Origin of the sequence: Pseudomonas sp. MS646 (genome assembly GCF_036693845.1) — a bacterium.
Lineage (GTDB): Bacteria > Pseudomonadota > Gammaproteobacteria > Pseudomonadales > Pseudomonadaceae > Aquipseudomonas > Aquipseudomonas chlororaphis_E.
On the sequence record NZ_CP144763.1, the window covers coordinates 367,938 to 381,823 of the forward strand.

Below are 13,886 nucleotides of genomic sequence, written 5' to 3' on the forward strand. Positions count from 1 at the left end.
CGATTCGCCCCCGGCCTGGACAGCTTATTCGGACGGCGGTACGTAGCCTTCGGCCTTGGCGTAATCTTCGCCGGAAAAGAACTTGTCCATTTCGCCCTGAAGGTACTTGCGGTCTTCAGCGTTCATCATGTTCAGGCGTTTTTCGTTGATCAGCAGGGTCTGGTGTTTTTGCCAGTCGCTCCAGGCCTTGGCCGAGACGTGGTCGTAGATGTCCTGCCCCTTGGCGCCCGGGAACGGCGCACGTTCCAGCCCTTCGAGTTCTTCTTTGTACTTGCGGCACATGATGGTGCGGGTCATTGCAACTCTCCTGCGTTCAATACGGCGGCCGCGCGTTCGAGCAAGGTCTTGACCGGAGCGGCGAGGCCCAGGCGCGGCGGGGTGGCGAGGTTATACCAGAGCCAGTCGGCCTCGGCCACGTGATGGCCGGTTTCCCGGACCTGGACCAGCCAGGGCTCGATGGCCAGCTGGAAATGGCTGAAAGTGTGCACCAGGCTCGGCAATTGCTGCTGGTTGCCCAGCTCCAGCGCGTGTTGCAGGGCCAAATGCTGCAAATCATCGAGGTCGTCGAGTTCCGGCAGGCTCCACAGGCCGCCCCACAGGCCGGTGGAAGGACGACGGTAAAGCAGGATCGCGCCTTCATGGTTGGCCAGCATCGGCATCAAGGTGCGTTTCTTGGGCACCTCTTTGCGTGGCTTGGGTATCGGGTAGCGAGTTGCCAGGCCCAGCATGTGCGCTTCGCAGCCCTTTTTCAGTGGGCAGAGCAGGCAACTGGGCTTGCTGCGGGTGCAGAGGGTGGCCCCCAGGTCCATCATCGCCTGGGTGTAGGCGTTGACCCGGTCCTGGGGCGTGAAGCGCTCGGCGGTGGCCCAGAGCTGTTTCGCCACCTTGGGTTCGCCTGGGTAACCTTCCTGGGCGGTGAAGCGCGCCAGCACCCGCTTGACGTTGCCATCGAGGATCGGCGCGCGCAGGCCCATGCTGATACTGGCGATGGCGCCAGCAGTGGACAGGCCGATGCCCGGCAACTCGGTCAGTTTCTCCACATCCCGGGGAAACTCGCCGCCATACTGGTCGACGACGATCTTCGCGGTTTTCTGCAGGTTGCGCGCACGGGTGTAGTAGCCCAGCCCGGTCCACAGGTGCAGGACTTCATCTTCCGGCGCGGCGGCCAGGGCCTGGACCGTGGGCAGCGAGGCCATGAAGCGGTCGAAGTAACCGAGTACGGTGCTGACCTGGGTCTGCTGCAGCATGATCTCCGACACCCACACCCGATACGGCGTGACGCCCTGTTGCCAGGGCAGGTCGTGGCGTCCGTGGCGGTCGAACCAGTCCAGCACGGCGCTGGAAAATTGCTCGGCGGTCATCGCTTGAACAGCCCCTTGAGCGCGTTTTTCACCTCGGGGCTGACTTTGTCGCCCAGCTTTTCGTCGATCTTGTCTTCGAGGCGGTCACCGGCCAGTTTCGCCGCGACCTTGCCCATCCCTTCGCTGTCCAGGCGGCATGCCTTGGCGCCCAGTTCCAGCGGGCCACGGCAGCGCAACGGCCATTCGATGTCGACATAGCGCTCGTTGACCTGGCAGGCCGGGTCGGGCATGTCGCTCTTGTCGCCTTCGACGATGATCCCGACGCGATAGTCCATGCCCAGCACCCGCAGGTCGATATCGCCGTTGCCGTTGACCGTCATGCCGGGGATGCGCACCTTCAGGTCGGGGTTGCTGGCCACGCCGTTGCGGAACGTCAGGTTGCCGTTGAGCTGCTGGAACGGCGTGTCCTTGCCCCGGGGCTCGCCGCTGAGCGCCTTGCGATTGAGGGTGGCGATGCCCTTGCACAGCTGCTGTTCGAGATTGGCATTGAGCAGCACGCCATCGTTGATGACGAATCCGGCGTTGCCGTTGAGGCTCTCGATCAGGGCTTTCTGGCTGTTGCCGCTGGCGGTCACCGTGCTGTTGAGCGTCACCAGCCCCTTGACGGGCGCAGCCTTGCCCTGGCTTTCGATGATCTTCTCGGCCGGCACCCGGTTGATGCGGGTTTGCAGGTTCAATTGTGGCGTCGGCTGGCGCACGTCCAGGGTGCCCTTGGCCTCGAAGTTGCCGTTGTACAGATCGCCACGCAGGTTCTCCAAGGTCAGCAGCCCCCCCAGGCCCGTGGCCTTGAGTGCGGCATTCTGGATCGGCAGCTTGTCGAGGGTCAGTTGGCCGAAGGTCAGGTCGGCGTCGAGGTCCAGCTTGCCCAGGCGTTCCACCGGAAACAGCCGGTCGTTGCTCCAGGCGCCCTGGGTCGGTGCATTCGGCAGCGGAGTGGTGCCGGCGCCCGCCATGGCACTGGCCTCGGTGCTGCTGACTTCGGCTTCGCGGGCGGCCTTGGAACTGTCGGCCTCGGCGGATTTGGGCGGCAGGTAGCGGTCGACGTTGAACGTGTCGGCCTTGAGCTGTGCACGCAGGGATTGCTTGGCGAAATCCTCCACGGCAATGCGGCCGCTGAAGCTGCTGTCGTCGACTTTCAGGTTGATATTGTTGAACTCGACACTGGTCGGCGTGCCGGCGACACGGCTGACCAGTTCGACCTTGCTCAAGCTGCCTTCGGCCATGGCCGGCAGTTTCTGCCCGACGCTGTCGACGAACTTCGCCAGGTCGAACTGGGCAATCGACAGGCCGCCGTTAAGCTGCGGGGTCTTGTCGAGGTCGTTGACCTTCAGTTCGCCCAACGCGCGCAGTTGGTTGAGCGACAACTTGATGCCGGTCCACTCGGCAACGTTCGCTGCCTTGTCGAGGAACAGTTGGCCTTGGGCGGCAAAGTTCAGGGTCTTGCCCTGCAAGGGGTCGCCTGTGACTTCGCCGGACAGTTTCAGGTCTTCGAACTTGTAGCGCTGCAGGGCGCGTTCGAAACGCAGCTCGCCGGTGACCTCGGTGCGCACGCGCACGGCCGGCTGGTTGCTGGACAGGAACGCGGTGAGAGTGACCGGGATGTTGGTCGAGTCGTGGACCGCGCCGGTGCTCAGCTGGATGCTTTCGGCAGTGAATTGCTTGCCGGTCTGCTCATCGGTGTACTCGACCCGGGCGTTGTTCACGGTCAGGCTGTCGATGTCCAGGCGGGTCGGCTGGGCCGGTTTTTCGGGCGTGGTGCTGGCCGGCGTCGACGGCTGTTCGGTCGGTGCCGGAGTCGGCGCGCTCGCTGTCGTCGTGGCAGGCGCCTTGCCGATGTCTTCCCAGTTGCCGTGGCCGTTCTTGTCGCGGTTCAGGCGCAGGTTCAGGCCTTCGACCCGCACGTCGCTCATCTGCACTTCGCGGCGCAGCAGTGGCATCACCCGCACCGACAGGCCAAGCATCTGCAGGTCGGCGAACGGTTGTGTCGGGTTGGTCAGGGTCGCTACGCTGGCTTCGTGCAATTCCAGACCCAGCCATGGAAACAGGCTCCAGCCGATGTCGCCATTGAGGGTCAGCTCAATGTGGGCTTTGTCGCGGGCTATCTGGCGAATTTCTTCCTTGTAGTCGTTGGGATCGAAGAGGTGGGTCAGGGCGAAGCCCAGGGCCACAATGATCAGCAACAGCCCGAGAAGTACCAGACCCAGGATTTTGCCGAACGCTTTCATGGGCGAATCCTTATAGGTTGAGTTCAAAATTTAGCCTGGGAGTATAACGCCGTGAGTGACGGCGCGTTGGCCGATCATGGGTGGCGCCCGGCGCCCCAGCCCCTCAAGAATGGGCGTGAAAAAAAATAAATGGTTAGCCCCCTACAGAAACCTGGCATCGGCGCGATAAGACAGATGACATGAAAAAGGTGATGTCACTTTGGTTTTTCTGTCACCTGCAAGTGGTAACCTTTCGTCCGTTCGCCGTCCTTCTGCGACTTGATGTCGCACTACTATGGAGCTTCACCAGAAAATACAGCCATGCCTGCGTGCAATGAAGGCTGAGGGTGATGCGTGGCTGGTGAACCATTCTAATAATTGGGGGATACACAATGAGCACGAGCATCACGGCCGGCGGCGTTGCCGACCAGCCTGCGTTCCTCTCCAAGGAACGCATCATCGCCAAGCCCGGTTTCAACCGTTGGCTGGTTCCACCGGCCGCGCTGGCCATCCACCTGTGCATCGGCATGGCCTATGGCTTCTCGGTGTTCTGGTTGCCACTGTCCAAGGCCCTGGGGATCACCAAACCGGTGGCCTGTGCGCCGGACATGAGCTTCATCTCGCAAGTCTTCTCGTCCCAATGCGACTGGCCGATCTCGATGCTCGGCTGGATCTACACCCTGTTCTTCATCTTCCTGGGTTGCTCGGCAGCCATCTGGGGTGGCTGGCTGGAACACGCCGGGCCACGCAAGGCCGGCGTCGTGTCGGCATTGTGCTGGTGCGGTGGCCTGCTGATTTCCGCGTTGGGTATCTATACCCATCAGATCTGGCTGATGTGGGTCGGTTCCGGGGTAATCGGTGGTATCGGCCTGGGCCTGGGCTACATCTCCCCCGTGTCCACGCTGATCAAGTGGTTCCCGGACAAGCGCGGCATGGCGACCGGCATGGCGATCATGGGCTTTGGTGGCGGTGCGATGGTGGGTGCACCACTGGCCGCGGCGCTGATGAACCATTTCGCTTCGCCAACCGGCGTGGGCGTGTGGCAGAGCTTCCTGGTCATGGCCGCGATCTACTTCGTGTTCATGATCGGTGGCGCCTTGTCGTACCGCGTGCCGCCGACCGGCTGGAAGCCTGAAGGCTGGACCCCGGCTCCGAAGAAAGCCGCGAACGCGATGATCACCCACCGCCACGTGCACGTGAACGTGGCCTGGAAAACCCCTCAGTTCCGTCTGGTATGGCTGGTGCTGTGCCTGAACGTCTCCGCCGGTATCGGCATCCTGGGCATGGCGTCGCCCCTGTTGCAGGAAGTGTTCGGCGGCAAGCTGCTCGGCAACGACCTGCCGTTTGGCCAACTGGACGCTGGCCAACTGGCCCAGATCGCGGCCATCGCCGCCGGTTTCACCGGTCTGTTGAGCCTGTTCAATATCGGCGGCCGGTTCTTCTGGGCATCGTTCTCGGACTACCTGGGTCGCAAGAACACCTATTTCGTGTTCTTCGCCCTGGGCTTTGCCTTGTACGCGCTGATCCCGAACCTGGGCCACCTGGGCAACGTCGCGCTGTTCGTGGCGGCGTTCTGCATCATCCTGTCGATGTACGGCGGTGGTTTCGCTACCGTGCCGGCCTACCTGGCGGACCTGTTCGGTACGCAAATGGTCGGCGCGATCCATGGTCGCCTGTTGACCGCCTGGGCCGCTGCCGGCGTGCTGGGCCCGGTGCTGGTGAACTACCTGCGTGAGTATCAGTTGAGCATCGGCGTTGAACGTGCCGCGGCCTACGACATCACCCTGTACATCCTCGCCGGCCTGCTGGTGCTGGGCTTCCTGTGCAACCTGATGGTTCGCCCGGTCGCCGACAAGTACTTCATGACCGACGCCGAGCTGGCCGCCGAACAGGCGCTGGGCCATGACAAGTGCGCCGACAGCACCACTTCGCTGGAATGGAAAGCTGCACCAGGCACCAAGCTGCTGGCGCTCGCCGCCTGGCTGGTGGTGGGCATTCCGTTGGCGTGGGGCGTGTGGGTGACCCTGCAGAAGACGGCGGTGTTGTTCCACTAAGAGGGTTGTCTGAACCTTCAAGGTAAAGTCGATCTTTGTGGGAGCGGGCTTGCCCGCGAAGGCGGTGGGTCAGAAGCATTTATGTTTACTGACACACCCTCTTCGCGGGCAAGCCCGCTCCCACATTTGTGTCTGGGTGATGGCAAACATTTGCGTCCATGGCTTGTATGGACATGTCTAACCCCGACAGGACGGGCAACAACCCGTCAGCGATATCACCTCCCGTGTTTCTGTTTGCCGCTCGCGCCCCTATAATGGCTGCCTTTTTCGCCCAATGATTTTGCGGAGCTGGTGATGGCCGAACGTAAGGCGTCTGTCGAGCGCGACACTCTGGAAACCCAGATCAAAGCCTCGATCAACCTGGATGGCACCGGAAAGGCCCGGTTTGATATCGGCGTGCCTTTTCTTGAGCACATGCTGGACCAGATCGCCCGTCACGGGCTGATCGACCTGGACATCGTCAGCAAGGGCGACCTGCATATCGACGACCACCACACGGTGGAAGACGTCGGTATCACCCTGGGGCAAGCGTTCACCCAAGCCATCGGCGACAAAAAAGGCATCCGTCGCTACGGCCACGCCTATGTCCCGCTCGATGAAGCGCTGTCGCGAGTGGTCATCGACTTCTCCGGCCGTCCTGGCCTACAGATGCACGTGCCGTATACCCGTGCCACCGTCGGCGGCTTCGACGTCGACCTGTTCCAGGAGTTCTTCCAGGGTTTCGTCAACCACGCCAACGTGACGCTGCACATCGACAACCTGCGCGGGCACAACACCCACCACCAGATCGAGACCGTGTTCAAGGCGTTCGGCCGCGCGCTGCGCATGGCCGTGGAGCTCGACGACCGCATGGCCGGGCAGATGCCTTCGACCAAGGGCGTCCTGTAATGCAGACGGTCGCGGTTATCGATTACGGCATGGGCAACCTGCACTCGGTGGCCAAGGCCCTCGAACACGTGGGTGCCGGCAAGGTGCTGATCACCAGTGACGCCGATGTGATTCGCGAAGCCGACCGGGTGGTCTTCCCTGGCGTGGGCGCGATTCGCGATTGCATGGCCGAGATCCGTCGCCTGGGCTTCGACAAGTTGGTGCACGAAGTCAGCCAGGACCGTCCGTTCCTCGGTATCTGCGTGGGCATGCAGGCCTTGCTCGAACGCAGCGAAGAGAACGACGGCGTCGATTGCATCTCCCTGTTCCCGGGCCAGGTGAAGTTCTTTGGCAAGGGCCTGCATGAAGACGGCGAGCACCTGAAGGTCCCGCACATGGGCTGGAACGAAGTGAAGCAGACGGTGGACCACCCGCTGTGGCACAACATCCCGGACCTGGCGCGCTTTTATTTCGTGCACAGCTACTACATCGCGGCCGGCAACGCCCGGCAGGTGGTGGGCAGCGGTCACTATGGCGTCGACTTCGCCGCGGCGCTGGCCGACGGCTCGCGATTCGCCGTGCAGTTTCACCCCGAAAAGAGCCATACCCACGGCCTGCAACTGTTGCAGAACTTCGCGGCGTGGGACGGCCGTTGGTAATGGCGCGCAAGAAACCGCCGATCCTCACCCTCACGCCTGAACAGGAGAGTGAGGCGAACCGCAAGATCCAGCGGTTCATGGAGGAGCGTTTCGAACTGGACCTGGGTTCGTTCGAGGCGGCGGAAATTCTTGAGCTGTTTACCCGCGAAATTGCTCCGCACTATTACAACAGGGCGATTTTCGATGTGCAGGCGCACCTTAAAGAAAGGTTCGAAAGCATTGAAAGCGACTTGTGGGCGCTCGAGAAAAACTGATTTTCGAGCCAAGCTGAATATTCGTATTTGAAGGTTTGCCAGATGCTGATTATCCCCGCTATCGATCTCAAGGACGGCGCTTGCGTACGTCTGCGCCAGGGCCGGATGGAAGATTCCACGGTGTTCTCCGATGACCCGGTGAGCATGGCCGCCAAGTGGGTGGAGGGCGGCTGCCGGCGCCTGCATCTGGTGGACCTGAACGGCGCCTTCGAAGGCCAACCGGTCAACGGCGAAGTGGTGACCGCCATTGCCAAGCGCTATCCGAACCTGCCGATCCAGATCGGCGGCGGCATTCGCTCCCTGGAAACCATCGAGCACTACGTCAAGGCCGGCGTGAGCTACGTGATCATCGGCACCAAGGCCGTGAAGGAGCCCGAATTCGTCGCCGAAGCCTGCCGCGCGTTCCCGGGCAAGGTCATCGTGGGCCTGGATGCCAAGGACGGTTTTGTCGCCACCGACGGTTGGGCTGAAGTCAGCACCGTGCAGGTGATCGACCTGGCCAAGCGTTTCGAAGCCGACGGCGTGTCGGCCATCGTCTACACCGACATCGCCAAGGACGGCATGATGCAGGGCTGCAACGTGCCGTTCACGGCGGCCCTGGCGGCGGCCACGAAAATCCCGGTCATCGCCTCCGGCGGTATCCACAACCTGGGCGACATCAAGACACTGCTCGACGCCAAGGCGCCGGGCATCATCGGGGCGATCACGGGCCGCGCGATTTATGAGGGCACGCTGGATGTGGCAGAAGCTCAAGCTTTTTGTGATGGCTATGCGGCCAGCTCCAAGCGGTAAGCTGCAAGCCGCAAGCTAAAGCGCGACTGCGATCCGCGCTTTCTTGCCGCTTGAAGCTTGAAGCTTGCAACTCTTAATCGGAGATTAAGCCCATGGCGTTAGCCAAACGCATCATCCCTTGCCTGGACGTGGACAACGGCCGAGTGGTCAAGGGCGTCAAGTTCGAGAACATCCGTGATGCCGGCGACCCGGTGGAAATCGCCCGTCGCTACGACGAACAGGGTGCGGACGAAATCACCTTCCTCGACATCACCGCCAGCGTCGACGGCCGCGACACCACCCTGCATACCGTCGAGCGCATGGCCAGCCAGGTGTTCATCCCGCTGACCGTGGGCGGTGGCGTGCGCACCGTGCAGGATATCCGTAACCTGCTCAACGCCGGGGCGGACAAGGTGTCCATCAACACGGCGGCGGTGTTCAACCCGGAGTTCGTCGGCGAAGCGGCCCAGCATTTCGGCTCGCAGTGCATCGTCGTCGCCATCGACGCGAAGAAGGTGTCCGGTCCGGGCGAAACCCCGCGCTGGGAAATCTTCACCCACGGCGGTCGCAAGCCTACCGGCCTGGATGCCGTTGAGTGGGCCAGGAAGATGGAGGGCCTCGGAGCCGGTGAGATCCTGCTGACCAGCATGGACCAGGACGGCATGAAGAACGGCTTCGACCTGGGCGTGACCCGTGCCATCAGCGATGCCCTGGGCATTCCGGTGATCGCCTCCGGCGGTGTCGGCAACCTTCAGCACCTGGCCGACGGTATCCTGGAAGGCCACGCCAGCGCGGTGCTGGCGGCGAGCATCTTCCACTTTGGCGAATACACGGTGCCGGAGGCCAAGGCCTACATGGCACAGCGCGGTATCTGCATTCGCTGACCGCTGGACACCATGGCGGGCCCAAGGCACTCTTGGGCACACCATGGATTGCGGTAGCTAGTGGCCTGTACGGTTAATTCGGGTGCTCAAGTTCGAGTGCCAGGACTTGCCAGGCAAGGCGCCATGACGAGTCGTAGCTCAGCTACGGCGAGGAATGGCAACGCAGCTTGGCGAGCACTGGCGCCGAACTTGAGTGCACGAATTAGCCACACAGGCCACTATACATGCTCAAACGCCTTGTTCTTGCCCTTGCCGGCGCCACTTTGCTGCTCGCAGGCACGGCTCGCGCCGCCGACACCTCGCTGGTGCTGCTGACGGAAAACTTCCCCCCGTACAACATGGCCAAGAACGGCAAGAACTTCGCTCAGGACGAGAACATCCAGGGCATTGCCGTGGACATCGTCCGCGAGATTTTCAAACGCGCCGACATCACCTACAGCCTGACGCTGCGTTTCCCCTGGGAGCGGATCTATAAGCTCGCCCTGGAGAATCCCGGCTACGGCGTCTTCGTCATGGCGCGGCTGCCGGAACGTGAAAAGCTGTTCAAATGGGTCGGCCCCATCGGCCCGGACGACTGGATCATGCTCGCCAAGGCGGACAGCACGATTGCCCTCGACTCCTTGGAGCAGGCGCGCAAATACCGGATCGGCGCCTACAAGGGCGACGCCATTGCCGAAACCCTGTGCAAGCAGGGGCTGAATCCCATTGTGGTGCTGCGTGACCAGGACAACGCGAGGAAGCTGGTCAACGGTCAGATCGACCTGTGGGCCACCGGCGACCCGGCCGGCCGCTACCTGGCCCGCCAGGAAGGTGTGAGCGACCTCAAGACGGTGCTGCGTTTCAACAGCGCCGAGCTGTACCTGGCGTTGAACAAGAACGTGCCTGACGAGGTGGTCGCGCGGCTACAGAAAGCCCTGGATGAGTTGCGCCGGGAAGGAGCGGTCGACGCGATCATGGCACGGTATCTCTGACCGCTGGAACAAACCTGTGGGAGCGGGCTTGCTCGCGAAAGCGGTGGGTCAGCTTGTAGAGATGTTGAATGTGTCGCCGTCATCGCGAGCAAGCTCGCTCCCATAGGGGGTCTGCTGTGAACGCCAATCTTGTGCCCGATGCAGAACCGTTGTGGGAGCGAGCTTGCTCGCGATGGCGGCGTCGCGGCTACCGCTATCGGTAGAGCCCATCCTTCCCATGCCCGGCCATCGCCCGGTTGCTGCGCAGGCTGATCATCGACTTGATGTCGATCCATTCGATGCCTTGGCCTTTGAGCCGGGGCAGTTCGCGTTCGAGCACGGCCAGGGTCTGCGGGTAGGGATGGCCGATCATCACCGCCGAGCCCTGGCGTCGGGCCAGGTCGATGGCGGTCTGGAGCTGGTGGGCGATGGCGGCTTCCGTGCGCTCGTCGTCGAGGAACACATCCCGCGACACACTGGCCAGGCCGATTTTCTGCGCCTCGGCGGCCGCGACGGTCTGGGCGCTGGTGCGGCTGTCGACGAAAAACTTGTGCCGCTGCTGCAGGTTCGCCATCAGCCACGCCATGGCCTGGGGTTGGGCGGTCATGCGGCTGCCCATGTGGTTGTTGATCCCGCTGGTGTAGGGCACGGCCGCGAAGGCGGCGTCGAGGCGTTTGCCGAGTTCTTCGATGGGCAGGTCCGGATGCCAGGCGAACGGCCCGGTGGCGGGGTCCATGGGCATGTGCAACATCACGAGCTTGCCGGCGCGATGGGCTTCTCGGGCGAATTCGGCGGCATGGGGCGTGTCGGGCATGATCGCGGCGGTGACAGGGCCGGGGAGTGCCAGTACCTGGCGATCCCGGGGCAGGTTCTGCCCCAGGTCGTCGATGATCAGGCTCAGGTAGGCCTTGTGCGGTGAAGCGACGGGCGTGGCGGGCGCGGCAAAGGCCGCGCTCGCCAGGCAGCACACCAGGCCGAGGATCAAGCGCCGGCGCATCTCAGCGGCCGGAGGTGATGTTCAGTCCTTTGAGCAGGCTCAGGGCCTGGGCCAACTGATAATCGTCATCCTGCGGCATCGGCTTGGCCTTGGCACCGGAGCCGGTCGGTTTGTCGGCGCCACCGTTGCCGTTGCCCAGGTGGCCTTGCAGGTCGGCTTCCTTGAAGTATTCGCTGTCCTGCTCGTTGGTGATCTTGGCCTTGCGCACCTCGATGTCCGGAACGATGCCCTGGGCCTGGATGGAGCGGCCGTTGGGGGTGAAGTACAGCGCGGTGGTGATCTTCAGGGCGCGATCATTGTTCAGTGGCAGCACGGTCTGCACCGAGCCCTTGCCGAAACTGGTGGTGCCCATGACCACGCCGCGTTTCTGGTCCTGCAGGGCACCGGCGACGATCTCCGACGCCGAGGCGCTGCCGCCGTTGATCAACACCACCAGTGGCACGGCGTCGCTCAGGTCGTTGCCGGTGGCCGAGAAGCGCAGCTCGGAGTTGGCGATGCGGCCCTTGGTGTAGACGATCAGGCCCTTGGTGATGAAGTGATCCACCACTTCCACCGCCGATTGCAGCACGCCGCCGGGGTTGTTGCGCAGGTCCAGGACCAGGCCGTTGAGTTTCTTGCCGTTGTCCTTGCGCAGCTTGGCCAGGGCCTTGGCGACTTCTTCGCCGGTCTTGACCTGGAACTGGGTGATACGGATATAGCCGTAGCCCGACTCCAGCAACTGGCTCTTCACGCTCTTGACCTGGATGACCGCCCGCGTGAGGGTCACGTCGAACGGCGTGCCGCCGTCGCGCACCAGGGTCAGGGTGATCTTCTGGCCGATCTTGCCGCGCATTTTGTCCACGGCTTCGGTCATGCTCTGGCCGCGGGTCGGCTGGCCGTTGATCTTGACGATGAAGTCGCCCGCCTGGATGCCAGCCTTGGAGGCGGGCGTGTCGTCGATTGGCGAGACCACTTTGACGAAGCCGTCTTCGCTGCCGACCTCGATGCCCAGGCCGCCGAACTCGCCGCTGGTGCTTTCCTGCAGCTCGGCAAAATCTTCCGGCCCCAGGTAGGCCGAGTGCGGGTCAAGGTTGCTGAGCATGCCCTTGATGGCGTTCTCCAGCAGCATCTTGTCGTCCACCGGCTCGACATAGGCCGCCTTGATCCGGTCCATGACTTCGGCAAACGTGCGCAGCTCGTCCAGCGGCAACGGCGCCTTGGTGGTCGCCGCCGTGGTGGCGGGGGCCGAGGGGGCCGGTTCAGCGGCGAAAGCCAGGGGCGCGCCGATCACGAGGGCGATCGTCAGGGCCAGCGAGGTGAGACGGGACAAATGCAGCATGTCGAACGAACTCCTTAAGTGGATGGGTGCGCTTATCCTTGCGCACGACACCATTGGGCCGGGTCACTGGGGCGACCCTGCTGACGAATAGCGAAATACAGGGCTGGCGTATCCTGCCCACCACTGTTGCCGACCGTGGAGATGGACTCGCCGGCCTTGACCACATCCCCCGCCGACTTGAGCAGCGTCTGGTTGTGGCCATACAGACTCAGGTACCCGTTGCCGTGATCCAGGATCACCAGCAGGCCGGCGCCGCGCAGCCAATCGGCGAACACCACGCGCCCGCCATGCACGGCGTGCACCTGGCTGCCGGCGGAAGCGCTGATCATCACCCCATCCCACTTGGTGCGGGTGTCGTCGCCACGGGTTTCACCAAAGCGTGCCAGTAATCGACCATTGACCGGCCATGGAAGTTTGCCGCGCGCCGAAGCAAATGCGCCGCCGAAGGTTTCACCGTCACTGGAAACCAGCGCGCCGGGGCTGGATTTGGTCGCCTTGCGGGGCGCCTCGTCCGAGTCCGCCTCGGCCTCACGCAAGCGCTTTTTTTCGGCTTCCTGCTGGGCGATCAGCGCTTGCTGCCGCGCTTGCTCTGCCTCTCGCGCCTGGCGGGCCAGGGTTTCCTCGATGGTCTTGAGTACGTTTGCCAGCTCGGCCTGGTCTTGTTCACGGGCCTTGAGCTTGCTGTCGCGGGCCTTCACATCGTCATTGAGCTTGGCCAGGGCCACCTGGCGTTCCTTGCGAACCTTGTCGAGTTCATCGCGCTGGCTGTCGAGGCTGCTTTTCTGTACCAGCAACTGGGCCTGCTGCAATTCGATGTCCTTCTCGACGTTGGCGAGCTGGCGCAGGGTTTCGTTGAAGTTCTTCAGTTGCTCCAGGCGGGCCTGGCTCAGGTAATCGTAATAGGTGAGCGTGCGGGCGAATTTCTCGGGGTTCTGCTGGTTGAGCAGCAGCTTGAGGTACTCCTGGCGGCCGTTCTGGTAGGCGGCGCGGGCCTGGATGGCGATCAGGTGTTGCTGTTCAGTGCGCGCGCTCTGGAGTTTTTTTTTCTCACCATCGAGTCGCTGCAGCTCGGATTCGCTTTTCTTCAGCTCTTTCTGCAGGGCGTCCACCTGCTTCTCCAGCTTGCCCATCTCGGTCTCGGTGCCGCGCAGGTCTTTCTGGACGCTGGATTTCTCTTCCTGCAGCTTGCCCAGCAGTTTCTTCAGCTCGGCAATGTCCTGGCGCGTGGCCTCCAACTGTTGTTGGGTTTGCGCGCGCTCGTCGGCAAAGGCCGGTTGGAGCAGGCAGGTCAGAACGAGGGCTATCAGGACGCGAAGCATAGAGGCGGGTGATACCAGGGAAAGGGACGGCCTAGTATGCCCGCCCCACGCGGCAAAAAAAACGCCCATTTGGGGCTGTGTGATAACTGGCCGGCAAAACACTGAAAGCCGCCAGCCTGCCGTGGCGAGGGAGCTTGCTCCCGCTGGGCTGCGAAGCAGCCCCTCGACAGTTGAGCAAGCCAGGGCCCCTGCGATGGCTGCGCCATCGGGCGGGAGCAAGCTCCCTCGCCACAACAAGCCAATGCTCC

Annotated in this window: 13 protein-coding genes; 7 read left to right on the plus strand and 6 right to left on the minus strand. The window is 62.9% G+C overall.

The window, feature by feature from the left end; all coding sequences use genetic code 11:
• Window positions 1-24: 24 nt before the first annotated feature.
• The 3 genes from V3H56_RS01585 to V3H56_RS01595 are packed head-to-tail and all read right to left on the minus strand — an operon-like array spanning window position 25 to window position 3,586.
• Window positions 25-297, minus strand: coding sequence for an oxidative damage protection protein (locus V3H56_RS01585; RefSeq protein WP_053148674.1), 273 nt, complete (start codon window positions 295-297; stop codon window positions 25-27).
• Window positions 294-1,361 (minus strand): A/G-specific adenine glycosylase, encoded by a 1,068-nt coding sequence (mutY, locus tag V3H56_RS01590; RefSeq protein ID WP_338474137.1) that lies wholly within the window; start codon window positions 1,359-1,361, stop codon window positions 294-296. Before mutY ends, V3H56_RS01585 begins: the two co-directional genes overlap by 4 nt.
• Complete coding sequence (locus V3H56_RS01595) at window positions 1,358-3,586, minus strand: AsmA family protein (RefSeq protein ID WP_338474138.1); 2,229 nt, start codon at window positions 3,584-3,586, stop codon at window positions 1,358-1,360. Before V3H56_RS01595 ends, mutY begins: the two co-directional genes overlap by 4 nt.
• Window positions 3,587-3,957: 371 nt before the next feature.
• Here V3H56_RS01595 and V3H56_RS01600 point away from each other — a divergent pair, with 371 nt between their 5' ends.
• The 7 genes from V3H56_RS01600 (at window position 3,958) to V3H56_RS01630 (ending at window position 10,025) form a co-directional block, all read left to right on the plus strand.
• Entirely contained in the window at window positions 3,958-5,619 is a 1,662-nt protein-coding gene (locus V3H56_RS01600; protein ID WP_338474139.1) for an OFA family MFS transporter, read from the plus strand.
• A gap of 294 nt (window positions 5,620-5,913) precedes the next feature.
• A complete protein-coding gene (gene hisB, locus V3H56_RS01605; protein WP_024778052.1) occupies window positions 5,914-6,507 on the plus strand; it encodes an imidazoleglycerol-phosphate dehydratase HisB in 594 nt (197 codons plus the stop codon).
• Window positions 6,507-7,145, plus strand: coding sequence for an imidazole glycerol phosphate synthase subunit HisH (gene hisH / locus V3H56_RS01610; RefSeq protein WP_003186750.1), 639 nt, complete (start codon window positions 6,507-6,509; stop codon window positions 7,143-7,145). Before hisB ends, hisH begins: the two co-directional genes overlap by 1 nt.
• Window positions 7,145-7,399 carry a DUF2164 domain-containing protein gene (locus V3H56_RS01615; RefSeq protein WP_042728153.1) on the plus strand — a complete coding sequence of 85 codons (255 nt, stop codon included), beginning with the start codon at window positions 7,145-7,147 and terminating at the stop codon, window positions 7,397-7,399. Before hisH ends, V3H56_RS01615 begins: the two co-directional genes overlap by 1 nt.
• 42 nt (window positions 7,400-7,441) lie before the next feature.
• Window positions 7,442-8,191: a 1-(5-phosphoribosyl)-5-[(5-phosphoribosylamino)methylideneamino]imidazole-4-carboxamide isomerase gene (gene hisA / locus V3H56_RS01620; protein ID WP_053148658.1), complete on the plus strand. Its 750-nt coding sequence runs from the start codon at window positions 7,442-7,444 to the stop codon at window positions 8,189-8,191.
• A gap of 92 nt (window positions 8,192-8,283) precedes the next feature.
• The gene (gene hisF / locus V3H56_RS01625) at window positions 8,284-9,054 is read left to right on the plus strand and encodes an imidazole glycerol phosphate synthase subunit HisF (protein ID WP_042728155.1); all 771 of its coding nucleotides are present in this window, start codon (window positions 8,284-8,286) and stop codon (window positions 9,052-9,054) included.
• 224 nt (window positions 9,055-9,278) lie between these two features.
• The gene (locus tag V3H56_RS01630) at window positions 9,279-10,025 is read left to right on the plus strand and encodes an ABC transporter substrate-binding protein (protein ID WP_338474140.1); all 747 of its coding nucleotides are present in this window, start codon (window positions 9,279-9,281) and stop codon (window positions 10,023-10,025) included.
• 193 nt (window positions 10,026-10,218) lie between these two features.
• On the opposite strand, the gene V3H56_RS01635 is transcribed toward V3H56_RS01630, so the two are convergent.
• From V3H56_RS01635 to V3H56_RS01645, 3 genes are read right to left on the minus strand one after another with little or no spacing between them, the layout of a single operon-like run.
• Window positions 10,219-11,001, minus strand: coding sequence for a divergent polysaccharide deacetylase family protein (locus V3H56_RS01635; RefSeq protein WP_338474141.1), 783 nt, complete (start codon window positions 10,999-11,001; stop codon window positions 10,219-10,221).
• 1 nt (window position 11,002) lies between these two features.
• Complete coding sequence (locus V3H56_RS01640; protein WP_042728158.1) at window positions 11,003-12,319, minus strand: S41 family peptidase; 1,317 nt, start codon at window positions 12,317-12,319, stop codon at window positions 11,003-11,005.
• Between the two features lie 32 nt (window positions 12,320-12,351).
• Window positions 12,352-13,638 (minus strand): murein hydrolase activator EnvC, encoded by a 1,287-nt coding sequence (locus V3H56_RS01645; protein ID WP_047736166.1) that lies wholly within the window; start codon window positions 13,636-13,638, stop codon window positions 12,352-12,354.
• Window positions 13,639-13,886 lie beyond the last annotated feature (248 nt).